20 protein-coding genes and 1 pseudogene are annotated in these 24,092 nt (G+C 72.6%); 10 read left to right on the top strand and 11 right to left on the bottom strand.

Features of this window, described 5'->3' with window-relative positions:
* The first annotated feature begins 6 nt into the window (after window positions 1-6).
* Window positions 7-816 (top strand): alpha/beta fold hydrolase, encoded by an 810-nt coding sequence (locus ACIQ6R_RS23235; RefSeq protein WP_404223119.1) that lies wholly within the window; start codon window positions 7-9, stop codon window positions 814-816.
* Window positions 816-2,093: a PP2C family protein-serine/threonine phosphatase gene (locus ACIQ6R_RS23230; protein WP_404223117.1), complete on the top strand. Its 1,278-nt coding sequence runs from the start codon at window positions 816-818 to the stop codon at window positions 2,091-2,093. Before ACIQ6R_RS23235 ends, ACIQ6R_RS23230 begins: the two co-directional genes overlap by 1 nt.
* 330 nt (window positions 2,094-2,423) lie before the next feature.
* Here ACIQ6R_RS23230 and ACIQ6R_RS23225 read toward each other — a convergent pair whose 3' ends face one another.
* A complete protein-coding gene (locus tag ACIQ6R_RS23225) occupies window positions 2,424-3,197 on the bottom strand; it encodes a CDP-alcohol phosphatidyltransferase family protein (protein ID WP_404223116.1) in 774 nt (257 codons plus the stop codon).
* 109 nt (window positions 3,198-3,306) lie between these two features.
* On the opposite strand from ACIQ6R_RS23225, the gene ACIQ6R_RS23220 reads away from it, so the two are divergent.
* The 5 genes and pseudogenes from ACIQ6R_RS23220 to ACIQ6R_RS23200 form a co-directional block, all read left to right on the top strand.
* The gene (locus ACIQ6R_RS23220) at window positions 3,307-4,287 is read left to right on the top strand and encodes a zinc-binding alcohol dehydrogenase (RefSeq protein WP_404223115.1); all 981 of its coding nucleotides are present in this window, start codon (window positions 3,307-3,309) and stop codon (window positions 4,285-4,287) included.
* 149 nt (window positions 4,288-4,436) lie between these two features.
* Window positions 4,437-4,835 carry a 6-pyruvoyl trahydropterin synthase family protein gene (locus tag ACIQ6R_RS23215; RefSeq protein ID WP_404223114.1) on the top strand — a complete coding sequence of 133 codons (399 nt, stop codon included), beginning with the start codon at window positions 4,437-4,439 and terminating at the stop codon, window positions 4,833-4,835.
* Window positions 4,832-6,061: a glycosyltransferase family 4 protein gene (locus ACIQ6R_RS23210; RefSeq protein ID WP_404223113.1), complete on the top strand. Its 1,230-nt coding sequence runs from the start codon at window positions 4,832-4,834 to the stop codon at window positions 6,059-6,061. Before ACIQ6R_RS23215 ends, ACIQ6R_RS23210 begins: the two co-directional genes overlap by 4 nt.
* Window positions 6,058-7,185 carry a trans-aconitate methyltransferase gene (locus tag ACIQ6R_RS23205; RefSeq protein WP_404223112.1) on the top strand — a complete coding sequence of 376 codons (1,128 nt, stop codon included), beginning with the start codon at window positions 6,058-6,060 and terminating at the stop codon, window positions 7,183-7,185. Before ACIQ6R_RS23210 ends, ACIQ6R_RS23205 begins: the two co-directional genes overlap by 4 nt.
* A gap of 158 nt (window positions 7,186-7,343) precedes the next feature.
* Window positions 7,344-8,093: pseudogene (locus ACIQ6R_RS23200) on the top strand (YbhN family protein); the annotation flags it as partial.
* 140 nt (window positions 8,094-8,233) lie between these two features.
* Here the strand turns inward: ACIQ6R_RS23200 and ACIQ6R_RS23195 are convergent.
* Entirely contained in the window at window positions 8,234-8,992 is a 759-nt protein-coding gene (locus tag ACIQ6R_RS23195; protein WP_404171104.1) for a creatininase family protein, read from the bottom strand.
* A 64-nt stretch (window positions 8,993-9,056) separates the two neighbouring features.
* Between ACIQ6R_RS23195 and ribA the strand changes: the two genes are divergently transcribed.
* A complete protein-coding gene (gene ribA / locus ACIQ6R_RS23190) occupies window positions 9,057-9,719 on the top strand; it encodes a GTP cyclohydrolase II (RefSeq protein ID WP_404171101.1) in 663 nt (220 codons plus the stop codon).
* A 14-nt stretch (window positions 9,720-9,733) separates the two neighbouring features.
* Here ribA and ACIQ6R_RS23185 read toward each other — a convergent pair whose 3' ends face one another.
* The 3 genes from ACIQ6R_RS23185 to ACIQ6R_RS23175 all read right to left on the bottom strand — a co-directional run bounded on the left by ACIQ6R_RS23185 (window position 9,734) and on the right by ACIQ6R_RS23175 (window position 13,312).
* Window positions 9,734-10,969, bottom strand: coding sequence for a serine hydrolase domain-containing protein (locus ACIQ6R_RS23185; RefSeq protein WP_404223111.1), 1,236 nt, complete (start codon window positions 10,967-10,969; stop codon window positions 9,734-9,736).
* A 156-nt stretch (window positions 10,970-11,125) separates the two neighbouring features.
* The gene (locus ACIQ6R_RS23180) at window positions 11,126-12,484 is read right to left on the bottom strand and encodes an MFS transporter (RefSeq protein ID WP_404223110.1); all 1,359 of its coding nucleotides are present in this window, start codon (window positions 12,482-12,484) and stop codon (window positions 11,126-11,128) included.
* A 162-nt stretch (window positions 12,485-12,646) separates the two neighbouring features.
* Window positions 12,647-13,312, bottom strand: a complete 666-nt coding sequence (locus ACIQ6R_RS23175) for a TetR/AcrR family transcriptional regulator (protein WP_404171092.1) — start codon at window positions 13,310-13,312, stop codon at window positions 12,647-12,649.
* Between the two features lie 160 nt (window positions 13,313-13,472).
* Here ACIQ6R_RS23175 and ACIQ6R_RS23170 point away from each other — a divergent pair, with 160 nt between their 5' ends.
* Both ACIQ6R_RS23170 and ACIQ6R_RS23165 read left to right on the top strand, forming a co-directional pair.
* Window positions 13,473-14,351, top strand: a complete 879-nt coding sequence (locus ACIQ6R_RS23170; protein WP_404171089.1) for a shikimate dehydrogenase — start codon at window positions 13,473-13,475, stop codon at window positions 14,349-14,351.
* A gap of 15 nt (window positions 14,352-14,366) precedes the next feature.
* Window positions 14,367-16,163, top strand: a complete 1,797-nt coding sequence (locus ACIQ6R_RS23165; protein ID WP_404223109.1) for a bifunctional sugar phosphate isomerase/epimerase/4-hydroxyphenylpyruvate dioxygenase family protein — start codon at window positions 14,367-14,369, stop codon at window positions 16,161-16,163.
* Here the strand turns inward: ACIQ6R_RS23165 and ACIQ6R_RS23160 are convergent.
* From ACIQ6R_RS23160 to tal, 6 genes are all read right to left on the bottom strand, one after another.
* Window positions 16,150-17,610, bottom strand: coding sequence for a membrane-associated oxidoreductase (locus tag ACIQ6R_RS23160; protein ID WP_404223108.1), 1,461 nt, complete (start codon window positions 17,608-17,610; stop codon window positions 16,150-16,152). The genes ACIQ6R_RS23165 and ACIQ6R_RS23160 overlap by 14 nt on opposite strands.
* Window positions 17,611-17,677: 67 nt before the next feature.
* Window positions 17,678-18,559 (bottom strand): phosphogluconate dehydrogenase (NAD(+)-dependent, decarboxylating), encoded by an 882-nt coding sequence (gene gnd, locus ACIQ6R_RS23155; protein ID WP_404171081.1) that lies wholly within the window; start codon window positions 18,557-18,559, stop codon window positions 17,678-17,680.
* Between the two features lies 1 nt (window position 18,560).
* The gene (gene pgi, locus ACIQ6R_RS23150; RefSeq protein WP_404223107.1) at window positions 18,561-20,213 is read right to left on the bottom strand and encodes a glucose-6-phosphate isomerase; all 1,653 of its coding nucleotides are present in this window, start codon (window positions 20,211-20,213) and stop codon (window positions 18,561-18,563) included.
* A complete protein-coding gene (gene opcA / locus ACIQ6R_RS23145) occupies window positions 20,206-21,141 on the bottom strand; it encodes a glucose-6-phosphate dehydrogenase assembly protein OpcA (protein ID WP_404171075.1) in 936 nt (311 codons plus the stop codon). The genes pgi and opcA overlap by 8 nt, the downstream gene beginning before the upstream one ends.
* Window positions 21,138-22,916, bottom strand: a complete 1,779-nt coding sequence (gene zwf / locus ACIQ6R_RS23140; protein WP_404223106.1) for a glucose-6-phosphate dehydrogenase — start codon at window positions 22,914-22,916, stop codon at window positions 21,138-21,140. The genes opcA and zwf overlap by 4 nt, the downstream gene beginning before the upstream one ends.
* Complete coding sequence (gene tal, locus ACIQ6R_RS23135) at window positions 22,913-24,058, bottom strand: transaldolase (RefSeq protein ID WP_404223105.1); 1,146 nt, start codon at window positions 24,056-24,058, stop codon at window positions 22,913-22,915. Before tal ends, zwf begins: the two co-directional genes overlap by 4 nt.
* Window positions 24,059-24,092: the final 34 nt, after the last annotated feature.

The following is a 24,092-nucleotide window of genomic DNA, read 5'->3' as shown; positions in this document are numbered from 1 at the left end:
TGCCGCATGGATGTGCGAAGCAGGAACCATGTGACGGTGACCGGGCGTCCCGGGGCTCCGGTGGTGATGCTGGCGCATGGGTTCGGGTGTGATCAGAACATGTGGCGGCTGGTGGTGCCGACGCTGGAGCGCGACTTCACCGTGGTGCTCTTCGACCACGTCGGCGCGGGAGGATCCGACCTTTCGGCGTGGAGCCGCGACCGCTACTCGACGCTCGACGGATACGCCGACGACGTGCTGGAGCTGTGCCGGGAGCTGGCGCTGGGCCCCGTCACGTTCGTAGGACATTCGGTGAGCGCCATGATGGGTGTACTGGCCGCCGCACGGGAGCCCGAGGCGTTCGCCGGGCTGGTGCTGCTCGCCCCTTCGCCGTGCTTCATCGACGATCCCGAGGCCGGTTACCGGGGCGGCTTCAGTGCCGAGGACATCAACGAGCTGCTGGAGTCACTGGAGGCGAACTATCTGGGCTGGTCGGGCGCGATGGCACCGGTCATCATGGGCAATCCGGACCGGCCGGAACTGGGCGAGGAGCTGACCAACAGCTTCTGCCGCACCGATCCCGAGATCGCGCGGCTCTTCGCCCGGGTGACCTTCCTGTCCGACAACCGCACCGATCTCGCCGAGGTCGCGGTGCCCACACTGGTCGCCCAGTGCTCCAGCGACGCGATCGCCCCGCCCGAGGTGGGCGCCTTCGTCCACGCGCGGATCCCGGGGAGCCGGCTGGTCACGCTGAACGCCACGGGACACTGCCCCCAGCTCGCCGCCCCGGAGGAGACCGCGGCAGCCATCGCCGCCTTCGCGGGAGCCTCCCGGTGATGTGCGGACTCGACGGCGACGAAGAGGGCGGTCCGACCGGGGACGAGGGCGCGGGAGACGAGCAGGCGCAGTTCTCCGCCCTGCTGGAGGACAGCGCCGAGGACCTGTACGAGCACGCGCCCTGCGGCTACCTGTCGACCCAGCTGGACGGCCGGATCGCGAAGGTCAACGCCACCCTGCTGAACTGGCTCGGCTACCGGCGCGACGACCTGGTGGGCCGCACCCACTTCTCCGACCTGCTCACGGTCGGCGGCCGGCTCTACCACGAGACCCACTTCGCCCCGCTGCTCAGGATGCAGGGCGAGATCAGCGGCATCGCCCTGGAACTGAAGGCCGCGGACGGCTCACGGCTGCCCGTCCTGGTCACCTCGACGGTGAAGACGGGCAGCGACGGACAACCCCTGCTGATCCGCACCACCGTCGTCGACGCCCGGGACCGCCGCGCCTACGAGAGCGAGCTGCTGCGCGCCCGCGAGGAAGCCGACCGGGAACGCGACCGCCTCCAGACCCTGGCCAGCACCCTCCAGAAGACGCTGCTGCCGCCGACGCTGGTGGATGTGCCCGGACTGGAAGTAGCCGCGCACTACCACGTCGCCTCCGTGGACGAGGTGGGCGGTGACTTCTACGATCTCTTCCCCCTGGCAGGCGGGACCTGGGGACTCTTCCTGGGCGATGTGTGCGGCAAGGGCGCCGCCGCCGCGGCCGTCACCTCGCTGGCCCGCTACACTCTGCGCGCCGCCGCCGTCTACGATCCCGACCCGGCCGCCGTGCTCGGCAACCTCAACACGGTCCTGAACCACGAGTACAACGGCACCGACCCCCGTTTCTGCACCGTGGTCTTCGGCCTGCTCACCCCCGACCCCGCCCCCGACCGGGCCGGCTTCCGCATCACCCTGGCCGGCGGCGGTCACCCGCCCGCCCTGCTGATGCGCGCCGACGGCACCGCGGACTTCCTGCCCACCCCCGGAGGGCAGCTCATCGGGGTCCTTCCCGACGCCGAGATCGCCACCACCACCGTCCACCTCGACCCCGGCGACACCGTGCTCCTGTACACGGACGGCCTGACCGAAGCCCACACCAACGCCACCGCGGGCGGCGGGGAGCGCTACGGCGACGACGCCCTCCTCGACTTCGGCCGCGCCCTCGCCCCCAGCACCGCCTCCGGCACCATCAGCGCGGTCCGTGACCTGCTCGACGCCTTCGGCAGCGGCGTGGACGACGACACCGCCGTCCTCTCCATCCACGCGCCACGACCCGACAGTGAAGAGCGGCAGTGACCAAGCAGCTGTCCGTCCACACCCGCACCACCGCGCCGCCGAGGCCGCCTGGCGGTCCACCGGCAACTGACCGGCCGCCGCCGAGCCCGACGAGCCGGACGCAGACCCCGGCCGGGCCGGCCGGCTGTGTCCTGATGGCGTCATCTCCCGCCCAGGCTTCACCACCTTCCGGGGATGATCCCGGCGCGGTCAGGCGAGTGCGATGATCCCAACAGCCCGGGGCGAGCCGGGTCTCCCGGTTGCCGCTGGCCGACGTGGAGGCCACCACGTGGATGAGATCATCGAGCGCCCACATCCCGGCTCCCGGCTGGCCTCCTGGCGGGGACAGCCTCACTGAGCGACGAGTTCGCGCACCGCCTCGGCCGCCGGGGCGCCGCTCCGCGTCCGCGACGTCCGCCGCAGCCACAGCACATCCCGGCCGAAGGACCACACCAGCAGCCCCAGCGCCAGCAGCGCCACACCCGTGTTGACCGCGTGCGGCAGCAGGTCGGCGCCCGCCAGCAGCAGCAGCACGCCCTGCAGCGCGGCCACCGTCTTGCGGGCCGTGCTCGGCGGCAGCGGGGCGGTCAGCCACGGCCATACGCGGGCGGCGGCGACGAACACGTAGCGCATGCCGCCGATCAGCAGGACCCACGGGCCCAGGTCCATCGCGACGTACACACTGAGCACCAGGATCAGGAACGCGTCGACCTCCATGTCGAACCGGGCGCCCAACGGCGACGACGTGCCGGTGCGACGGGCGACCTTGCCGTCCACGCCGTCCAGGATCAGGGCCACGGCGGTCAGGCCGACGAGGAGGGAGACGGGCGGCGCGCTCCGGAAGGAGTCCGCGACCAGAGCCGTGACCCCGCCGACCAGGGTGGCCCGGCCGAGAGTGACCCGGTTGGCCGGGCCGAACGACGGCAGCCGGGAGCGGTGCAGGGCACGGGAGAGCACCGCCCAGGTCGCGAACGCGAACGCGAGGCCGGTCAGCCAGCCCGCCGTGCCCATGCCGATCGCCGTACCGAGCAGCGCCAGGAGCAGGATCTGCGCGCCCGCCCCCGCCGCGGTCTCCTGCTGAACGGGCCTCGCGTCGTACGCGTCGTACGTGTTGTTCAGGGCCACCGAACACCCTCCGGCCGTGTGACAGAGTCGATCAACGCCGCCACCTTGTGCGCGGCTTGTGCATCCCTCGGTACGTGGGCGGCTTCCCGATCGTTCAGGAGGACATCCGATGACAGGCATGGCACGTGCGTTCTGGCTCGAATCGCCAGGCCGGGGCGCGATCCGCGACGCCGAGCTGGCCGCGCCCGCGGCGGACGAGGTGCTCGTGCGTACGCTCTTCAGTGGCGTGAGCCGGGGTACGGAGACGCTCGTCTTCGGCGGCCGGGTGCCCGAGAACCAGTACGCGGCCATGCGCGCGCCGTTCCAGGAGGGCGACTTCCCGGGGCCCGTGAAGTACGGCTACCTCAACGTCGGCGTGGTGGAGGAGGGCCCGGCGGACCTCGTCGGCCGTACCGTCTTCTGCCTGTACCCGCACCAGACCCGGTACGTCGTCCCGGCCGCCGCGGTCACCCCGGTGCCCTCGGCGGTCCCCGCCGGGCGGGCGGTGCTCGCCGGCACCGTCGAGACCGCCGTCAACGCCCTGTGGGACGCGGCGCCCCTGGTCGGCGACCGGATCGCCGTGGTCGGCGGCGGCATGGTCGGCTGCTCGGTGGCCGCCCTGCTCGCCCGCTTCCCCGGCGTCCGTGTCCAGCTGGTCGACGCCGACCCGGCCCGGGGCAAGGTCGCCGAGGCACTCGGCGTCGGTTTCGCGTCCCCCGCCGACGCCCTCGGCGGCCTCGACCTCGTCGTCCACGCCAGTGCGACGGAGGCGGGCCTCGCCCGGTCACTGGAGCTGCTGCGGCCCGAGGGCACGGTCCTCGAACTGAGCTGGTACGGCGACCGGCGCGTCGCCCTCCCGCTCGGCGAGGCCTTCCACTCGCGGCGCCTGACCCTGCGCAGCAGCCAGGTCGGCACCGTCTCCCCGGCGCGCGGCGCCACCCGCACGTACGCCGACCGGCTCGCCCTCGCCCTCGACCTGCTCGCCGACCCGGCGCTCGACGCGCTCGTCACCGGCGAGTCCGCGTTCACCGAACTGCCGGACGTGCTGCCGGGACTGGCCTCCGGTGAGATCCCCGCGCTGTGCCACCGGATCCGGTACCCCGACGGGTGACCCCTCACCCGCCGCGGACGGCATCGGCGCCTGACCTTGAGAAAAGACGTACGGGTCGCTGAACAAGGGAAGGCACCGAGCCGTAATAGACGGCACCCCGCGCAGCGATCGGCGGGGGGTCAGACGTGCCACACCTGGAGGGTCGTCCGTTGTTCAGCATCACCGTCCGCGATCACATCATGATCGCCCACAGCTTCCGCGGCGACGTCTTCGGGCCCGCGCAGCGCCTGCACGGAGCGACGTTCCTGGTGGACGCCACCTTCCGGCGCGAGCAGCTGGACGAGGACAACATCGTCGTCGACATCGGACTGGCCACCCGGGAACTGGGCGCCGTCGTCAGCGAGCTCAACTACCGCAACCTCGACAACGAACCCGACTTCGCCGGCGTCAACACCTCCACGGAGTTTCTGGCCAAGGTCATCGCCGACCGGCTCGCCGAGCGCGTCCACAAGGGCGGGCTCGGCGAGGGGGCCAGGGGCCTGGCCGGCCTCACCGTGACCCTGCACGAGTCGCACGTCGCCTGGGCGAGTTACGAGCGTGCGCTGTGACCGGGACGTCCTTCGAAACGGCGGCCGGCGCGACCGCCGGGCGCGCCCGGCTCACCTACGTCCCGGCGCAGGCGTCCGCGCAGGCGTCCGCGCAGAATTCGTCCCCGAGGAACGGGGGGATCGTCCCCATGTCCCTGCGCTCCGTGCACTTCGTCATGCCCGGCGGAGTCGACGACCCGGCCGCGCCGAGCGGCGGCAACGCCTATGACCGGCGGGTGCGGCTGGACCTGCCGGGCTTCGGCTGGCGGGTACGGGGACTGCCCGTGGCCGGAGACTGGCCGCAGCCGGACGACGCCGCCCGCGCGGAACTCGCGCGCGTCCTGCGCCGGTTGCCGGACGGCGCCGTCGTCCTCCTCGACGGCCTGGTCGCCTGCGGGGTGCCGGAGATCGTGGTCCCGGAGGCCGAACGGCTGCGCATGGCCGTCCTCGTCCACCTCCCGCTCGGCGACGAGACGGGCCTCGACCTCGCCGTGGCCGCCGAACGGGACGCGCGTGAACGCGCGGTGCTGCGGGCCGTTCCGGCCGTCGTCGCCACCAGCGACTGGGCGGTCCGCCGCCTCGTCTCCCACCACGGCCTCGACCCGGCCCGTGTCCACGTCGCCGCCCCCGGCGCCGACATCGCGCCCCTCGCGCCCGGCACCGACGGCGTCTCCCGGCTGCTGTGCGTCGCCGCCGTCACCCCCCGCAAAGGCCAGCACCGGCTGGTGGAGGCCCTGGCGGCGGTCGCCGACCTGCCGTGGCACTGCGTGTGCGTCGGCGGCCTCGGACAGGACCCGGAGTACGTCGACCGGCTGCGGGCGCTGATCGCGCGGCACGGTCTGGAGGACCGGCTGGTTCTCGCGGGACCGCGGGCCGGCGCGGAACTGGACGCCACCTACTCCACCGCCGACCTGATGGTCCTCACCTCGTACGCCGAGACGTACGGCATGGCGGTGACGGAGGCCCTCGCGCGCGGCATCCCCGTGCTGGCCACGGACGTCGGCGGTCTCCCGGAGGCGGTCGGGCGCGCTCCCGACGGCGGGGTGCCCGGCATCCTCGTCCCGCCGGAGGACCCCGTCGCGCTCGCCGCCGAACTGCGCGGCTGGTTCGGGGAAGCGGACGTACGACGCCGGCTGAAGGCCGCGGCACGCGGCCGCCGCGCCGCCCTCGACGGCTGGGCGACCACGGCCCGGAGCCTGGCCGGAGTACTGCACCGACTGCCGAGCGAACCCCGGAGGGTGGCATGAGGAAGACCACGGCACCGGCCACCCGGGCGATCCCCTCCCAGCCCGGTCCCCAGGGCGCCCCCGAGTCGGCGAACGGCGTGATCCCGGGCGCGGGCCCGTCCGAGCCACCCACCGACCGCCTCGAACCGTCCTCCGCCGAGCCGCTGACTGGCGGCCCTGGGCAGTCCTCCGCCGAGCCACTCACCGGCCGTCCCGGGCAGCCTTCGGCCGCCCCGCTCACCGGCCGTCCCGAACAGCCCTCCGCCGAGCGCGCCACCCTCCGTCTCCGCGACGTCCCGGGGCGTCCCGGCGAACCCCCGCGCTATGCCCCCGAATGGCTGCGGCTGCGGGAGCCCGCCGATGCCGCCGCGCGGGCGCGCGAGCTGCTCGACCCGCTGCGGATCCGCCTGGCCAACCTGCCGAGGCGGGCGGACGGGCTGGTCGTGCACGACGTGGGCTGCGGCACCGGTTCGATGGGACGCTGGCTCGCCCCGTTGATCGACGGTGCCCAGCACTGGGTGCTGCACGACCACGATCCCTACCTCCTGCACTTCGCCGCCGTCGCCGCCCCGCGTTCGGCCGCCGACGGCAGCCGCGTCACGGTCGAGACACGGCGCGGCGACCTCGGCCGCCTCACCCCGGAGGCGCTGGCCGGCGCCGCGCTGGTGACGGCGTCCGCGCTCCTCGACGTCCTCACCGTCGAGGAGGTCGGCACGCTCGCCGCCGCCTGCGCCTCGGCCGGCTGCCCGGCCCTGCTCACCCTGTCCGTCGCCGGGCGCGTGGACCTCACCCCCGCCCACCCCCTGGACGCCGAGATCGCCGACGCGTTCAACGACCACCAGCGGCGTACCGGCATGCTCGGGCCGGACGCCGTGACCGCCGCGGCGGAGGCCTTCGCCGAGCACGGCGCCGCGGTACGAACGCACCCCAGCCCCTGGCGGCTGGGCCCCGGCGAGGCCGCGCTCACCGCCCAGTGGCTACGGGGCTGGGTCGCCGCGGCCGTCGAACAGCGCCCGGAACTGCGTGAACCGGCCGGCCGGTACCTGGACGAGCGCCTCACGGCCTGTGCCGCGGGGGAGTTGCGTGTCGTCGTCCACCACACCGACCTGCTGGCCCTGTGCCGGCCGACGGGCGGGGTCTCGTGAGCGCACCGACGGTACCGGCGGGGACCGGGGGCCTGCCGACGGCGGTACGCCGGGACGCGACTTCCGCCAGCGCCGGCGACCACCCCCGCCGCCGCGCCCTGCGCACCCACCTCGGCACCCTCGCCGGCGTCGCCATCATCGCCGTACTCCTGTGGCGCATGGGGACCGGTGTCTTCCTGGACGGGCTGCGCCGGATCGACGCTCCCACGCTGCTGACGGCGCTCGGGATCGGACTGGTCACCACGGTGTTCAGTGCCTGGCGCTGGGCCCTGGTCGCCCGGGGACTGCGCATCCGCCTGCCCCTCGGACCGGCCGTCGCCGACTACTACCGCGCGCTGTTCCTCAACGCCGCCCTCCCCGGCGGCGTACTGGGCGACGTGCACCGCGCGGTACGGCACGGGCGGAGCGCCGGCGACCTGGGGCGGGGCGTGCGGGCCGTCGTCCTCGAACGGGCCGCCGGCCAACTGGCGCTGATCGGCGTCGGAGCCGTCGTGCTGCTCACCATGGAGTCACCCGTGCTGGCCGGGATCCGGCACCTCGCACCGCTCGTGGGAATGGCGGTGCTCGGCGCGCTCGCCGTCGTCCTCGGCGTGCGCATGAACCGCGCGCCCTCCCGCCGGGGCCGGGCAGCGGCCGGGGCCCTGCGGGCGACGCTCCGCGAGGCGCGCGAGGGGCTGCTGTCCCGGCGGAACCTGCCGGGTGTCGCCGTGTCGTCCGTCGTCGTACTGGCCGGGCACCTCGCGATGTTCGTCCTCGCCGCCCGGGCGGCCGGCAGCGGCGCCTCCGTCGCCGTACTGACGCCGCTGGCCGTGCTGGCGCTGCTCGCCATGGGGCTGCCGCTGAACGTCGGCGGCTGGGGCCCCCGGGAGGGTGTCACCGCCTGGGCGTTCGGCGCGGCCGGGCTGGGCGCGGGCGCCGGGCTGGGCGTGGCCGTGGTCTACGGGGCGCTCAGCTTCGCGGCGAGCCTGCCCGGCGTCGTCGTGCTCGTGGTCCGCTGGTACGAGGGGCGGCGGGCCCGCTCCGAGCCGCGCCGCGCGCCCGACCGGCACTACCCGCGCTCACCGCCCGGCGCGGTGACCGTCGCCGACGTCAGCAGTGAGAAACACGCCCCGAAGGAATCCGCGAGACTCGCCAGCAGTTCCTTCCCCTTTTCCGCCGAACCCAGTGAAGGACGCCCGATGACACCGGAATCGGTATAGGCGGACATACCGAGGGAGAGCAGATGACGCCGGTCGTCCGCGACGAAATCGGCGGCCTCGTAACCGGGCCGGACGTATTCGGGATGCGTGTGCAGAAGAATGGAGGTCTCGATTTCCCCCGCGTGCATGTCGGTGAGCAGCGAAGTGGTCACCCCCGCCCGTACCCGAGCCGTCTCCCAGTCCTCCGCGGCCGGGAAGAGCGCCATCCGTTCGCCGCGTGCGGAGGACTCCTGAACGACGTTGCCCAGTACGTAGTTTCCGCCGTGTCCGTTGACCACCGCCAGGGCGTCGACGCCCGAGCGGCGCAGCGAGTCCGCTATGTCCCGCACCACCGCGTGCAGGGTCACCGAGGAGATGCTGACGGTCCCCGGCCAGTCCGCGTGCTCGTGGGAGCAGCCGATCGTCACCGGTGGGAGCAGGTGCACCGGATACGCGGCGGCTATCTCCCGGGCGACGGCGCACGCGACGAGCGTGTCGGTCGCCAGCGGCAGGTACGGGCCGTGCTGTTCGAAGCTTCCGACCGGCAGCACCGCCACCTGTCGCGGAACCCCGGAGCCCCGCCCGCGCACGTCCTCGCTCGTGTCCGCCGGCACCAGTGAAACATCCATAGCCGCACGGCCTTTCGTCTCGGTCGAGAAACTGTTGAGCAGTCTGTTGAGGAACGCGAGAATCATGACAGAAAAAATTGGTGTACTCGGCAAGAAAGCATCACAGCGCACGGATGTGGAGCGGGTCGTGGTGACGCCTCTGCCCACCGTGTACGGCGAATTCCGGGCTTTCGGCTATGTCGACCACGAGCGCGGTGAAGAGCAAGTGGCCCTGGTCCACGGCGATCCGGGCGCCGACGGCGTGCTGACCCGGCTGCACTCGGAGTGCCTGACCGGTGACGCGTTCGGCTCCCAGCACTGCGAGTGCGGCGCCCAACTCGCCTGCGCACTACGGGAGGTGGCCGCCGCCGGCAGCGGCGTCGTGGTCTATCTGCGCGGGCACGAGGGGCGCGGCATCGGGCTGCTCGCCAAACTGCGCGCGATGGCGTTGCAGGCGGAGGGCCTCGACACGGTGGAGGCGAACCTCGCCCTCGGCCTGCCGGTGGACGCCCGCGACTACGGCGTCGCCGCCCGCATCCTGGACGACCTCGGGGTGCGGTCCGTGCGCCTGATGTCCAACAACCCGCGCAAGCGGGAGGCGCTGGTGCGCCACGGCATCGAGGTCACCGAGCAGGTGCCGCTGCTGATACCGCCCTGCGAGAGCAACATCACCTATCTGCGCACCAAGCGGGAGCGGCTCGACCATCATCTGCCCCACCTGGACGCGGTGGCGCATGTGTCGTCCTGACCCCGGGGGCCGGCTCAGTCGGTGACGGCCTCGTGCACGAGGCGCTTGAGGTCCGGGTAGACCGTGTGCGAGGACTTCGGCCGTACCTGGGTCATGAACTGCACCGTCAGGTCACGGCTCGGGTCGACCCAGAAGGTGGTCGTCGCCACCCCGCTCCAGCCGTACGTGCCGAGCCCGGAGGGGGCCTGGGTGCGGGCGGGGTCGATCACCACGGAGACGCCGAGGCCGAAGCCGACACCGTCGTTGCCCGGTTCGTCGTGTGCCGGGCGGCTGCCGTAGGCGCGCAGGTCGGCGTCGCCGGGCAGGTGGTTGCGGGTCATGAGGTCCACCGTCCCGGGGGCGAGCAGGCGGACGCCGTCGAGTTCGCCCCGGCGCCGCAGGAGTTCCGCGAAGCGGTGCACGTCGTACGCGGAGGAGACCAGGCCGCCGCTGCCCGACAGGAACCGCGGCCGGCCCCGCAGCGGCAGCCCGGGGACCGGTTCGGTGCCACCGCCGGCCGTCTCGCCGTACAGCTCGGCCAGCCGGCCGGCCTGCTCGTCGGTGACGTGGAAGCCGGTGTCCGTCATGCCGAGCGGCCCGAAGATCCGCTCGGCGCAGTACATGTCGAGCGGCTGCCCGGACACCACCTCCACGAGCCGCCCCAGCACATTGCTGGCCACCGAGTAGTTCCACTGCGTGCCCGGCTCGAACTGCAACGGCAGGCTCGCGTACAGGTCGACCGTCTCGGCCAGGCCCGCGCCGGGCCGCACCGACGACTCCAGGCCGGCCGCGCGGTACAGCCCGTCGACGGGGTGGGCGTGGTAGAAGCCGAAGGTCAGCCCGGCGGTGTGGGTCATCAGATGCCGGACGAGGACCGGCCCGGCGGCCGGCCGGGTGACGACGTCGTCCGCGGACCCCTCCACGTACACTCGCGGCTCGGCGAAGGCAGGCAGGTGGCGCGCCACCGGGTCGTCGAGCGACAGCCGGCCCTCCTCCACCAGCATCAGCGCGGCCACGGCCGTGACCGGCTTGGTCATGGAGTAGATCCGCCACAGCGTGTCGGCCGCCACGGGCAGCCCGGCCGCGATGTCCCGCCGGCCGTGCACGGTCAGGTGGGCGACCCGCCCGCCGCGGGCGACGGCCACCAGGAACCCGGGCAGCCGGCCCTCGTCCACCTGCCGGGCGAAGTGCAGGTCGAGCCGGTCCAGCGCCTTCGGATCCAGCCCGGCCGCACCCGGGTCCACCTCCTGCCGCAGGGGTGCCGTCACCATCGCCCTCCTTGGTCGTACGTCGGGGTGGGTCCGGCATACCCCGCGCACGCCACTTCAGACCTGATGACCCGCCGTACGCGCCGGGGTGCACCGGCGCGCGCCCCGCCGCGTGACGTTCCGGCACCCACGACCCCCCGGGGCAGCCGTCCGAAGGCCTCAGGCCCTCACCGTCTCCGGCTGTGCCGCCTCAGGGCGGGCACGCTCGCCGAGATCCTCCGTCGGGACCCGGTGGGTCTCCCGGGCCGAGAGCGCGGCGATCACCGGCGGGACGCACAGCGCCGCCGTGAACAGCGCCACCGCGAACCAGTCGTCTCCGTCCGGACCGGCGATCTGCGCGGCGAAGGTCACCGCGAACCCGGCCACCGCGAAGCCGATCTGGGTACCGATCGCCACGCCGGACAGCCGGACCCGGGTGGAGAACATCTCGCCGTAGAAGGCGGGCCACACGCCGTTCGCGGCGCTGTAGACGACACCGAAGGCGACGATGCCCGTGAGGAAGGTGAGGGCGTAGGAGCCGGTCGAGATCGCCCACAGGTACAGGACCATCGTCACCGCGCTGCCCACCGCGCCGATCAGGAACACCGGGCGCCGGCCGATGCGGTCGGACAGCATCGCCCACAGGGGGATCGCGGCGAGCGCGACGACGTTGGCGAGTGCGCCCACCCACAGCATCGCGGTACGGGACATGCCGACCGAGTCACTGGTGGCGTACGCCAGCGCCCAGACCGTGAAGATCGTGCTGACCGAGGCGATGAGCGCGCCCGCGACCACCCGCAGTACGTCCGCCCAGTGATCGCGCGCCAGCACCGCCAGCGGCATCTTCGCGACGCCCTCGGTGGCGGCCTGCTGTGCGAAGGCCGGCGTCTCGTCCAGCTTGCGGCGGATGACGTAGCCGACGATGGCGACCACGACGCTCAGCCAGAACGGCACGCGCCAGCCCCAGGACAGCAGCTGGTCCTCGGGGAGCGCGGCGACGGGGAGGAAGACCAGGGTGGCGAGCAGCTGCCCGCCCTGGGTGCCGCTGAGGGTGAAACTGGTGAAGAAGCCGCGTCGGTGCGGTGGCGCGTGTTCCAGCGTCATGGAGTTGGCGCTGGCCTGCTCGCCCGCCGCCGAGATGCCTTGAAGGACGCGGCAGAGCACCAGCAGGACCGGGGCGAGCGTGCCGACCTGGTCGCGCGTCGGCAGACAGCCGATGAGGAACGTCGAAACGCCCATCAGGATCAGCGTGAAGACCATGATCTTCTTGCGGCCCATGCGGTCGCCGATGTGGCCGAGGAAGAACGCGCCGACCGGGCGGGCGGCGTACGCGACACCGAACGTGGCCAGCGACAGCAGGGTCGCGGTGGCCGGGTCGGACTCGTCGAAGAAGACCTCCGGGAAGATCAGCGCGGCGGCGCTGCCGTAGATGAAGAAGTCGTAGTACTCCAGGGCGCTGCCGATCCAGGCGGCGGTCGCCGCCTTCTTCGGCTGGCCGGGCGGGGCGGCGCCCTGGGAGGCGGGAGCGGGGACGGACACGGCGTTGCTCCTTCGGGGGACTCCACGGTGGGCGGAGTGAGCGGAGGGGAGATGTGCCGATCGGCTAATTAACCCACTGGGTAGTTAGTCGCGGTTGGGAAGGGATGTTGCGCGCACGTTTCCCTTGTGTCAAGAGGTCCCGTCGTCCCGCCGCCCCCGCGGTCAGTGCGCCGCGCGCTCCGCCGTGAGGTAGGCGATCACCATGTCGCCGAGCATGGTCCGGTAGTGCTCGCGCTGGTCCGGGGCGACCAGGTCGCGGCCGAACAGGGCGCCGAAGGTGTGCCGGTTGGCGACCCGGAAGAAGCAGAAGGAGCTGATCATCGCGTGCAGGTCGACGGCGTCGACGTCGGCCGTGAACAGCCCGGACCGCTGCCCGTCCTCCAGGATCCGGCGGATCACGTCGAGCGCCGGGGAGCCGATGCTGGCCAGCATCTCCGAGGACGCGATGTGCTGGGCGTCGTGGATGTTCTCGATGCTGACCAGGCGGATGAAGTCGGGGTGCCGCTCGTGGTGGTCGAAGGTCACCTCCGCGAGGCGCCGGATGGCCGCCACCGGGTCCAGGTGCTCGACGTCGAGCTGCTGCTCGGCCTCCCGGATCACGCCGTACGCCCGCTCCAGCACGGCCGTGAACAGCTGTTCCTTGCCGCCGAAGTAGTAGTAGATCATCCGCTTCGTGGTGCGGGTGCGGGCGGCGATCTCGTCGACGCGGGCACCGTCGTAGCCGGCCCGGGCGAACTCGCGCGTCGCCACGTCGAGGATCTCGGCCCGGGTGCGGGCGGCGTCACGGGTGCGGGCGGCGGCTCGTGCCGGTTCGTCGACGCTGGTCATCGGGTTCCTCCGGCTGCGGGGCAGGGGCTGCGGGCTGGGGCGTGCCGGTGATTCTAGAAGCCTCCGCCTTCCCACACGCCCCACCCTCCTGCTATGACTAACGTACTGGTTCGTACATTGATCTCTCGGGCAGCAGCCCGAGTCGCTCAGGAGGTCCCCGGTGGCCAAGGACTCGTATCTCGTCGGGCTGATCGGCTCCGGCATCGGCCCGTCGCTCAGCCCGGCTCTGCACGAGCGGGAGGCCGCCCGGCAGGGTCTGCGCTACCTGTACCGGCTGATCGACATCGACCCCCTCGGTGTCCGGCCCGAGGCGGTGGGCGACCTGCTGCGCGCGGCCCGGGACCTGGGCTTCGACGGACTCAACATCACCCACCCCTGCAAGCAGCTCGTCATCGAGCACCTGGACGCCCTCGCCCCGCAGGCCGAGGCGCTCGGCGCGGTCAACACCGTCGTCTTCGACGACACCGGCCGCGCCACCGGCCACAACACCGACGTCACCGGCTTCGCCGCCTCCTTCGCCCGCGGGCTGCCCGACGCGCCGCTGGAGCGGATCGTGCAGCTCGGCGCCGGCGGCGCGGGCGCGGCCGTCGCCCACGCCACGCTCACCCTGGGCGCCGGACGGGTCACCGTCGTCGACGCGATGCCCGAGCGCGCCGCCGCCCTCGCCGCCCAGCTGAACCGCCACTTCGGGGACGGCCGCGCCGCCCACGCCACCCCGGACCGGCTGGCCGGGCTGCTGACCCGGGCCGACGGCATCGTGCACGCCACCCCCACCGGCATGGCCGCCCACCCCGGCCTGCCGCTGCCCGCCGGACTGCTCCACCCCGGGCTGTGGATCGCCGAGGTCGTCTACCGCCCGCTGGAGACCGAGCTGCTGCGCACCGCCCGCGCGCTGGGCTGCGCCACGCTCGACGGCGGCGGCATGGCCGTCTTCCAGGCCGCGGACGCGTTCCGGCTGTTCACCGGGCGGGAACCCGACGCCGTGCGGATGCTCGCCGACATCACCGACCTGGCGGGCGCCCTCGGGACCCCGCAGTAGGAAAGAGGTAGCCACGTGCGGACGTCCATCGCCACCGTCTCCCTCAGCGGATCCCTCACCGAGAAGCTCACGGCCGCCTCCCTGGCCGGCTTCGACGGCGTGGAGATCTTCGAGAACGACCTGCTGGCCAGCCCCCTGACCCCCGAGGAGATCCGCGCCCGCTGCGCCGACCTCGGCCTCACCATCGACCTCTACCAGCCCATGCGGGACGTCGAGGCGCTCCCCGAGGACGAGTTCGCCCGCGCCCTGCGCCGCGCCCGGCACAAGTTCGAGCTGATGCGCAGGCTCGGCGCGGGCACCGTCCTGGTCTGCTCCAGCGTCTCCCCGCACGCCGTGGACGACGACGCCCTCGCCGCCGAACAGCTGAGCCGGCTCGCCGGCCTCGCCGAGGACCACGGCATCCGCGTCGCCTACGAGGCGCTCGCCTGGGGCCGGCACATCAGCACCTACGACCACGCCTGGCGCGTCGTGGAGTCCGCCGGGCACCCCGCGCTCGGTACCTGCCTGGACAGCTTCCACATCCTCTCCCGGGGCAGCGACCCCAAGGGCATCGAGGACATCCCGGGGGAGAAGATCTTCTTCCTCCAGCTCGCCGACGCCCCGCTGCTCGCGATGGACGTCCTCCAGTGGAGCCGCCACTACCGCTGCTTCCCCGGCCAGGGAGGTTTCGACGTCGCCGGGCTGCTGCGGCACGTCATGCGCGCCGGTTACGACGGTCCACTGTCCCTGGAGGTCTTCAACGACGTCTTCCGGCAGTCCGAGGCCGGCCCCACGGCCGTGGACGCCCAGCGCTCCCTGCGGACGCTCCAGGAGACGGCCGGCCTCGCCGCGCCTCCCGCCCCCGCTCCGCCCACCGGGGTCGCCTTCGCCGAACTGGTCACGCCCGACGCCGCACCCGTCTCGGCCGTCCTCGGCGCGCTGGGCTTCGCCCGCACCGCCCGGCACCGCGGCAAACCCGTCGACCTGTGGCAGCGGGGCGACGCCCGGGTCCTGGTCAACACCGGACCGGCCGAACGCCGCGACGGCACCCGGCTGGCCGCCGTCGGCCTGGAGTCGCCGGACCCCGCCGGGGCGGCCGGCCGCGCCGAGGCCCTGCTCGCTCCGGTACTGCCACGCCGCCGCGCCCCCGGGGACGCCCCGCTGGAGGCGGTCGCCGCCCCCGACGGCACGGAGCTGTTCTTCTGCGCCACCCGGCGCCCCGGACCGCCCGACTGGCGGGCCGACTTCGCGGACACCGGCGCGGACGCCGCGACCGGGGCGGCCTGGCGCGTCGACCATCTCTCCCTCACCCAGCCCTGGCACCAGTTCGACGAGGCGGTGCTCTTCCACCGCGGCGTCCTCGGGCTGCGCCCGCAGGAGAGCGTGGACGTCGCCGACCCCTACGGCCTGCTGCGCAGCCGCGCCGTCACCACCGACGACGGCGGGGTCCGCATCGTCCTGACCGTCGGCGCGGCACCCACCGACGACACCGCGCACGCCCAGCACATCGCCCTGGCCACCGACGACGTGGTCGCCGCCGCCCGCCGCTTCCGCGCCGCCGGCGGCCCGCTGCTGCCGATCCCGGCCAACTACTACGACGACCTCGCGGCCCGCTTCGAGTTCGCCGACGGCGAGCTGGAGACGTACCGGGAGCTGGGCATCCTCTACGACCGCGACGGGCACGGCGTCTTCCGGCACTGCTACACGCACACCGTCGGCCGGGTCTTCTTCGAGCTCGTCCAGCGGGACGGCGGTTACCGCGGCTACGGCGCGGCCAACGCACCGGTCCGGCTGGCCGCGCAGCACGCGGTGCGGGGGTTCACTGGCGGCTGACGGTGCGGGTGACACCGGCGACGACGGTGGTGGCCAGGATCCAGCCCATGACGATCAGGAGATACGAGAGGTACTGGTGCCAGCCCTCGGGCGCGAACGCGCTCTCCTGACCGAAGGAGATCACCGGCAGCAGCAGGTCCAGCGTGTAGAACACCGGGTTGAAGTCCGGGGACTCCGCGGGCTTGAGCGGCGGCGGGTGCCGCAGGCCGTACGCGACCGAGCCGGCCGCGAGCAGCGACAGCAGCCAGCCGCCGGCCCGCAGCGGACGGAAGCCGTAGCCGACGGCGGCGTCCTGGAGCAGCCCCCAGACCCGGCCGTACCAGGGCAGGGTGCGGCGGTGCCGGCGCTGCTTGGCGAGCTGGACCAGCCGGGCCGCGTCGTCGTCGCCGATCCGGCGGTAGGACGCGGTCAACTGCTCGTAGACGAAGGGCAGATAGCTCTCGCCGCGCTCCAGCATCGGCAGCCGCCTCTGGGCGGGCTCGTGCGGGATGAGCGACGTGTAGGTGAGGTCGTTCAGCTGGACCCAGTGCGGCACCACCTCCGGTTCGACGAACAGCACGTCCACCTGGGAGCGGCGCAGATTGAGCGTGCCCTCCACCTTCGGGCACTGGCGCAGCCACAGTTCGCCGATCACACAACTGCTCGCGCGCAGCGCGGTCCCCGCGGGATTGACCAGGCGCGCCTGCGACAGGTCCAGCCGGCCGGGTATGCGCGCGCCGCGGAACTCCAGCCGGCCCCGCACCTCGGCGTGCCGCATGAGCACATCGGCCTCCGCCGCGAGCGTCTCGGCCTGCAGGGCGGTGCCGTCCGGCCGGTCGAGTACCGCGTCGGTGAGGTTGACCGTCCCGGCCACCCGCGCGCCGTCGAGCCGCACGGTGCCCCGGGCCCGCAGCCCCGGCGCCCACAGGTCGGCACCCAGCACCGCCTGGTTCAGCTGGAGCACCGGCCCCTCGGTGTCCGGCGCGTGGATCTCCGTGCTCTCCAGGTAGAGGCTGCCGGTGATCTCCGCACCGCCGAGCCGCACCGTCCCGCCGAACCGGGCGCGGGTCAGCCGCAGTACGCCGTCCACCCGGACGGCATGCGAGACCAGGCCGGGCAGGACGGACTCGCTCAGGTTCACTTCGCGCAGCCGGGCCGCGTAGAGCCTGGGCACGTCGTCGAAGTGGCAGTGCCGCAGCCGCACGGGGTGTTCGACCGTCGCGTACTGCAACTCCAGCGGCCCGGTGACGCGCGCGCCCGCCAGGCTCAGCGCGGCCACCTCGCCGTCCTTGCGCGGGCCGTTCAGCAGCAGCGCCCGCAACACGCCGGCGCGTACGGTCCGTTCGGGGCCCCAGGAACCGCCGCCGGCCGGGTCCTCGTCGTCGGCGGCGCGGAAGTCCACCGCGGTGCCCGTGGCGAACGCCCGCCAGACGCGCGCCTCGGCCGGTGTCAGGTCGTTGATCTCCATCAGGGAGGGACTCTGACCCGAACCGGCCGATCACGTCAACGCGCTTTCCGGACCACCCGGGGAGCGCCTACTTCTTGGCGGCCTCCACCGCGTGGCCGCCGAACTGGTTGCGCAGCGCGGCGATCATCTTCATCTGCGGCGAGTCGTCCTGCCGGGACGCGAACCGCGCGAAGAGGGAGGCCGTGATCGCGGGCAGCGGCACGGCGTTGTCGATGGCCGCCTCGACGGTCCAGCGGCCCTCGCCGGAGTCCTCCGCGTAGCCGCGCAGCTTGTCGAGGTGGTGGTCCTCGTCGAGGGCGCTGACGGCCAGGTCGAGGAGCCAGGAGCGGATGACGGTGCCCTCCTGCCAGGACCGGAAGACCTCGCGGACGTTGTCCACGGAGTCGACCTTCTCCAGCAGCTCCCAGCCCTCGGCGTACGCCTGCATCATGGCGTACTCGATGCCGTTGTGGACCATCTTGGAGAAGTGGCCGGCGCCGACCTTGCCCGCGTGGACGTAGCCGTACGGGCCGTCGGGCTTGAGCGCGTCGAAGATCGGCTTCAGGTCCTCGACGGTCTCCTTCTCGCCGCCGACCATCAGGGCGTAGCCGTTCTTCAGGCCCCACACACCGCCCGAGACGCCCGCGTCGACGAAGTTGATGCCGCGCCTGCCCAGCTCCTCGGCGTGCTTCTCGTCGTCCGTCCAGCGGGAGTTGCCGCCGTCGATGACGGTGTCACCCGGCTTGAGCAGCGTGGCGAGCTGGTCGATGACGTGCTGGGTGGCGGCGCCGGCCGGGACCATCACCCAGACCGCGCGCGGCCGCTCCAGCTGGTCGACGAGGTCGACCAGGCTGTTGACGTCGGCCTTCTCCGGATTGGTGTCGTATCCGACGACGGTGTGGCCGGCGTTGCGCAGACGCTCGCGCATGTTGCCGCCCATCTTGCCGAGACCCACAAGACCGATCTGCATGTCAGTGCACTTCCTTCAGTTCACGGTAGGCGGCCACCAGCGCGGCCGTGGACGGATCGAGACCGGGCACGTCAGCGCCCTCGGTGAGGGCGGGCTCGACGCGCTTGGCGAGGACCTTGCCGAGCTCGACGCCCCACTGGTCGAAGGAGTCGATGTTCCAGATCGCGCCCTGTACGAACACCTTGTGCTCGTACAGCGCGATCAGCTGGCCGAGGACGGACGGGGTCAGCTCGGTGGCCAGGACGGTCGTGGTGGGGTGGTTGCCCCGGAAGGTGCGGTGCGCCACCTGCTCCTCGGGCACGCCCTCCGCCCGGACCTCCTCGGCGGTCTTGCCGAAGGCCAGCGCCTGCCCCTGGGCGAAGAGGTTGGCCATCAGCAGGTCGTGCTGGGCCTTGAGTTCGTCGCTCATTTCGGCGACAGGCCGGGCGAAGCCGATCAGGTCGGCCGGGATGAGCTTGGTGCCCTGGTGGATCAACTGGTAGTAGGCGTGCTGCCCGTTGGTGCCGGGCGTGCCCCAGACCACCGGACCGGTCTCCCACTCCACCGGACGCCCGTCGCGGTCGACCGACTTGCCGTTGGACTCCATGTCCAGCTGCTGGAGGTAGGCCGTGAACTTCGACAGGTAGTGGCTGTACGGCAGTACGGCGTGCGACTGGGCGCCCATGAAGTTGCCGTACCAGACGCCCAGCAGACCCAGGATCAGCGGGGCGTTGGCCGGGGCCTCGGTGTTGCGGAAGTGCTCGTCGACGATGCGGAAGCCGTCGAGCATCTCCCGGAAGCGGTCCGGGCCGATGGCGATCATCAGGGAGAGGCCGATCGCCGAGTCGTACGAGTACCGGCCGCCGACCCAGTCCCAGAACTCGAACATGTTGGCCGTGTCGATACCGAACGCGGCGACCTTCTCGGCGTTCGTCGACAGCGCGACGAAGTGCTTGGCGACCGCCTTCTCGTCGCCGTCCAGCCCGGCCAGCAGCCAGGAGCGCGCCGAGGTCGCGTTCGTGATCGTCTCGATCGTGGTGAACGTCTTGGACGCCACGATGAACAGCGTCTCGGCCGGATCCAGGTCCCGGACCGCCTCGTGCAGGTCGGCGCCGTCCACGTTCGACACGAACCGGAACGTGAGCGAGCGGTCGCTGAAGGCCCGCAGCGCCTCGTACGCCATCGCCGGACCGAGGTCGGAGCCGCCGATGCCGATGTTGACGACGTTGCGGATACGCCGGCCGGTGTGCCCGGTCCACTCACCGGAACGGACCCGGTCGGCGAAGTCGGTCATGCGGTTCAGCACGGCGTGCACCTTGGGGACGACGTTCTCGCCGTCGACCTCGATCACCGCGTCCCGCGGGGCGCGCAGCGCGGTGTGCAGCACCGCCCGGTCCTCGGTGATGTTGATCCGCTCACCGCGGAACATGGCGTCGCGCAGGTCGAACACGCCGGTGGCGGCGGCCAGTTCCCGCAGCAGGGCCAGCGTGTCGTCGGTGACCAGGTTCTTGGAGTAGTCGATGCGCAGGTCACCGACGCGCACGACGTATCGCTCCGCCCGCCCGGGGTCCGCGGCGAACAGCTCGCGCAGGTCCGGCCGCGGCAGCGCGTCCTCGCGGTGGTCCGCCAGCGCGGTCCACTCGGGCCGCCGGTCGAGCTTCGGGGTGTCAGACATGGACGGGGGTCTCCTTGCCGGCCTCGCCACGCAGGGCGACGGCGTACATATCGTCGGCGTCGAGGCGCCTGAGCTCCTCGGCGATGAGTTCGGCGGTCGAGCGGACCTTGAGCGCGAGGGAGCGCGGGGGCTGGTCGGGCAGGGTCATCGTGGCGAGCGGGCCCTCCGGCCGGTCGATGACGATCTCGCCGTTCGCGGTGCCCAGGCGGACGGCCGTGACGACCGGTCCGTCGGTGATCACCCGGTCGACCCGGACGTGCAGCCGCGCCTCCAGCCAGCGGGCCAGCAGCTCGGCGGCCGGGTTCTCGGCCTCGGCCTCGACGGTCGCCGAGGTCACCGGCACCCGGGCCTGGTCGAGTGCCGCGGCCAGCATGGAGCGCCACAGTGTCAGCCGGGTCCAGGCGAGGTCGGTGTCGCCGGGCGTGTACGCGCGGACCCGGCGCTCCAGGACCTCCATCGGCCTCTCGACCGCGTACAGGTCGGTGATCCTGCGCTGCGCCAGCGCGCCCAGCGGGTCCCCCGCGGGGTCGTCCGGCGCCTCCACCGGCCACCACACGACGACCGGGGCGTCCGGCAGCAGCAGCGGCAGCACCACCGAGTCGGCGTGCTCGGACACCTCCCCGTACATGCGCAGGACGACCGTCTCGCCGGTGCCGGCCTCGGAGCCCACCCGGACCTCGGCGTCGAGGTGCGAGCGGGTGCGGTCGCGCAGGTTGCGGGGGTGACGCTTGATGACGACCAGGGTCCGCGAGGGGTGCTCGTGCGAGGCCTCCTCGCCCGCCTTGACCGCGTCGTAGGCGTTCTCCTCGTCGGTGACGATCACCAGCGTGAGCACCATGCCCACGGCCGGGGTGCCGATGGCCCGGCGGCCCTGCACCAGCGCCTTGTTGATCTTGCTTGCCGTGGTGTCGGTCAGGTCGATCCTCATGGCCTGCGCCAGCTCCGTCCGTCTCGTGCGAGCATCTCGTCGGCTTCCCGCGGTCCCCAGCCGCCCGCGGGGTACTGTGCGGGCCTCTCGTGCGCGGCCCAGTACCCCTCGATCGGGTCGAGGATGCGCCAGGACTCTTCCACTTCCTGGTGACGGGGGAACAGGTTGGCGTCGCCCAGAAGGACGTCCAGGATCAGCCGTTCGTACGCCTCCGGGCTGGACTCCGTGAAGGACTCGCCGTACGCGAAGTCCATGGACACGTCCCGGATCTCCATCGACGTGCCCGGCACCTTGGAGCCGAACCGCACCGTCATGCCCTCGTCGGGCTGGACGCGGATGACGATCGCGTTCTCGCCCAGCTCCTCCGTCGCGGTGGAGTCGAAGGGGGAGTGCGGGGCGCGCTGGAAGACGACCGCGATCTCGGTGACCCGGCGGCCGAGCCGCTTGCCGGTGCGCAGGTAGAAGGGGACGCCCGCCCAGCGGCGGTTGTCGATGCCCAGCTTGATGGCCGCGTAGGTGTCGGTGGTGGAGGCCGGGTCGATGCCCTCCTCCTCCAGGTAACCGGGCACCTGCGCGCCGCCCTGCCAGCCGCCCGCGTACTGACCGCGCACGGTGTGCTCGCCGAGGTCGTCCGGCAGCCGTACCGCCTTCAGCACCTTCAGCTTCTCGGTGAGCAGCGACGCCGCGTCGAAGGAGGCGGGCTCCTCCATGGCGGTCAGGGCCATCAGCTGGAGCAGGTGGTTCTGGATGACGTCACGGGCGGCGCCGATGCCGTCGTAGTAGCCGGCCCGGCCGCCGATGCCGATGTCCTCGGCCATCGTGATCTGCACGTGGTCGACGTAGGACCGGTTCCAGATCGGCTCGTACATCTGGTTGGCGAAGCGCAGCGCCAGGATGTTCTGGACGGTCTCCTTGCCCAGGTAGTGGTCGATGCGGAAGACCTGCTCCGGGTCGAAGACCTCGTGCACCAGCGCGTTCAGGTCCCGGGCGCTGTCCAGGTCGTGCCCGAACGGCTTCTCGATCACCGCACGGCGCCAGGAGCCGTCCGGGGCGTCGGTCAGCCCGTGCTTCTTGAGCTGCTGGACGACCTTCGGGAAGAACTTGGGCGGCACCGAGAGGTAGAAGGCGTAGTTGCCGCTGGTGCCGCGGGAGGCGTCCAGCTCCTCGACGGCCTTGCGCAGCTGTTCGAACGCGTTGTCGTCGTCGAAGTCGCCGGGGATGAAGCGCATGCCCTCGGCGAGCTGCTGCCAGACCTCCTCGCGGAACGGCGTGCGCGCGTGCTCCTTGACGGCGTCGTGCACGACCTGGGCGAAGTCCTGGTTCTCCCAGTCCCGGCGGGCGAACCCGACCAGGGAGAAGCCCGGCGGCAGCAGGCCGCGGTTGGCCAGGTCGTAGACGGCGGGCATCAGTTTCCGGCGGGACAGGTCGCCGGTGACACCGAAGATGACCAGTCCGGACGGGCCCGCGATGCGGGGGAGGCGTCGGTCCTGGGGATCGCGCAGGGGGTTGCTCCAGTCGAGCGGCGCCACGGGCGTGACGCCCTTCTCGCCGGCCCCTTCCGCCTTCGCGCCCTTGGCGCCGCGGGCCGCCCGGGACTTCTTGGCGGTCCGGGCGGACCCGGCACCCTCGGCGGCCTTCGGCGCCCCGGCGGTCCGGGACCTCTCGGCCTCCTCGGCGTGCGACGGCCCCGCCGCCTCCTGGGCGGTCCTGGCCTCCTTGGCCTCCTTCGTCGCCTTGGTCTCGTGGACCGTCGTAGCGGGAAGGTCCTCGCTCATTCCCCGTCAACTCCCTTGCTGTCGAGGGACTTCGTCACGGCGTCCAGCAGGTCCTGCCAGGCCACCTCGAACTTGGCCACGCCCTCCTGCTCCAGCTGCTGCACCACCTCGTCGTACGAGATGCCGAGCCGCTCCACGGCCCCGAGGTCGGCCCGGGCCTGGGCGTAACCACCGGTGACCGTGTCGCCCTGGACGTCACCGTGATCGGCGGCGGCGTTCAGGGTGGCCTCCGGCATCGTGTTCACGGTGCCGGGGGCGACCAGCTCCTCCACGTACAGGGTGTCCCGGAATGCCGGGTCCTTCACCCCGGTGGACGCCCACAGGGGGCGCTGGGGGTTGGCGCGGGTCCCGGCGAGGGCGGTGAAGCGGTCACCGGCGAAGACGTTCTCGTACGCCTCGTAGGCCAGTCGCGCGTTGGCCAGCGCCGCCTTCCCCCGCAGCGCGAGGGCGTCGTCCGTGCCCAGCAGCGTCAGGCGCTTGTCGATCTCGCTGTCGACGCGGGAGACGAAGAAGGAGGCGACGGAGTGGACGGCCGCGAGGTCGAGTCCGGCCGCCTGCGCCTTCTCCAGACCGGCGAGGTAGGCGTCCATGACCTCGCGGTAGCGCTCCAGGGAGAAGATCAGCGTGACGTTGACGCTGATCCCGGCGCCGATGACCTCGGTGATCGCCGGGAGACCGGCCTTCGTCGCCGGGATCTTGATCATCACGTTGGGGCGGTCGACCAGCCAGGCCAGCTGGCGGGCCTCGGCGATCGTGGCCCGGGTGTCGTGGGCGAGACGCGGGTCGACCTCGATGGAGACCCGGCCGTCCCGGCCGCCGGTGGCGTCGTACACGGGACGCAGCACGTCGGCGGCGGCGCGGACGTCGGCCGTGGTCATCATGCGGACCGCCTCGTCGACGGTGACGCCCCGGGTCGCCAGGTCCGCGAGCTGCTCCTCGTAGCCCTCGCCGGAGCCGATGGCGGCCTGGAAGATCGACGGGTTGGTGGTGACGCCGACGACGTTCTTCGTCGCGATCAGTTCGGCGAGGTTGCCGGACTCGATCCGCCGCCGCGACAGGTCGTCCAGCCAGATGGAGACGCCCTGGTCGGTCAGGCGTCGCAGTGCTCCCGCGGTCGCGGTTGCTTCGGTCACAGTGATCATCTTCTCTTTCTGCGGTGCTTCGTGCGGTCGGGTC

The sequence above is a fragment of the Streptomyces sp. NPDC096048 genome, assembly GCF_044763415.1.
GTDB lineage: Bacteria > Actinomycetota > Actinomycetes > Streptomycetales > Streptomycetaceae > Streptomyces.
The sequence above is the reverse complement of the archived record's forward strand: the minus strand, read 5'-3'. Positions and strand labels throughout refer to the sequence as shown.

What these genes read in the sequence shown, in the direction of transcription:
- tal (WP_404223105.1), bottom strand. Translation starts at nt 24,058, where the DNA reads ATGATCACTGTGACCGAAGCAACCGCGACCGCGGGAGCACTGCGACGC.
- ribA (WP_404171101.1), top strand. Translation starts at nt 9,057, where the DNA reads ATGACAGAAAAAATTGGTGTACTCGGCAAGAAAGCATCACAGCGCACG.
- ACIQ6R_RS23205 (WP_404223112.1), top strand. Translation starts at nt 6,058, where the DNA reads ATGAGGAAGACCACGGCACCGGCCACCCGGGCGATCCCCTCCCAGCCC.
- ACIQ6R_RS23235 (WP_404223119.1), top strand. Translation starts at nt 7, where the DNA reads ATGGATGTGCGAAGCAGGAACCATGTGACGGTGACCGGGCGTCCCGGG.
- ACIQ6R_RS23195 (WP_404171104.1), bottom strand. Translation starts at nt 8,992, where the DNA reads ATGGATGTTTCACTGGTGCCGGCGGACACGAGCGAGGACGTGCGCGGG.
- ACIQ6R_RS23160 (WP_404223108.1), bottom strand. Translation starts at nt 17,610, where the DNA reads ATGGAGATCAACGACCTGACACCGGCCGAGGCGCGCGTCTGGCGGGCG.
- gnd (WP_404171081.1), bottom strand. Translation starts at nt 18,559, where the DNA reads ATGCAGATCGGTCTTGTGGGTCTCGGCAAGATGGGCGGCAACATGCGC.
- pgi (WP_404223107.1), bottom strand. Translation starts at nt 20,213, where the DNA reads ATGTCTGACACCCCGAAGCTCGACCGGCGGCCCGAGTGGACCGCGCTG.
- ACIQ6R_RS23175 (WP_404171092.1), bottom strand. Translation starts at nt 13,312, where the DNA reads ATGACCAGCGTCGACGAACCGGCACGAGCCGCCGCCCGCACCCGTGAC.
- ACIQ6R_RS23230 (WP_404223117.1), top strand. Translation starts at nt 816, where the DNA reads ATGTGCGGACTCGACGGCGACGAAGAGGGCGGTCCGACCGGGGACGAG.
- opcA (WP_404171075.1), bottom strand. Translation starts at nt 21,141, where the DNA reads ATGAGGATCGACCTGACCGACACCACGGCAAGCAAGATCAACAAGGCG.
- zwf (WP_404223106.1), bottom strand. Translation starts at nt 22,916, where the DNA reads ATGAGCGAGGACCTTCCCGCTACGACGGTCCACGAGACCAAGGCGACG.
- ACIQ6R_RS23220 (WP_404223115.1), top strand. Translation starts at nt 3,307, where the DNA reads ATGACAGGCATGGCACGTGCGTTCTGGCTCGAATCGCCAGGCCGGGGC.
- ACIQ6R_RS23185 (WP_404223111.1), bottom strand. Translation starts at nt 10,969, where the DNA reads ATGGTGACGGCACCCCTGCGGCAGGAGGTGGACCCGGGTGCGGCCGGG.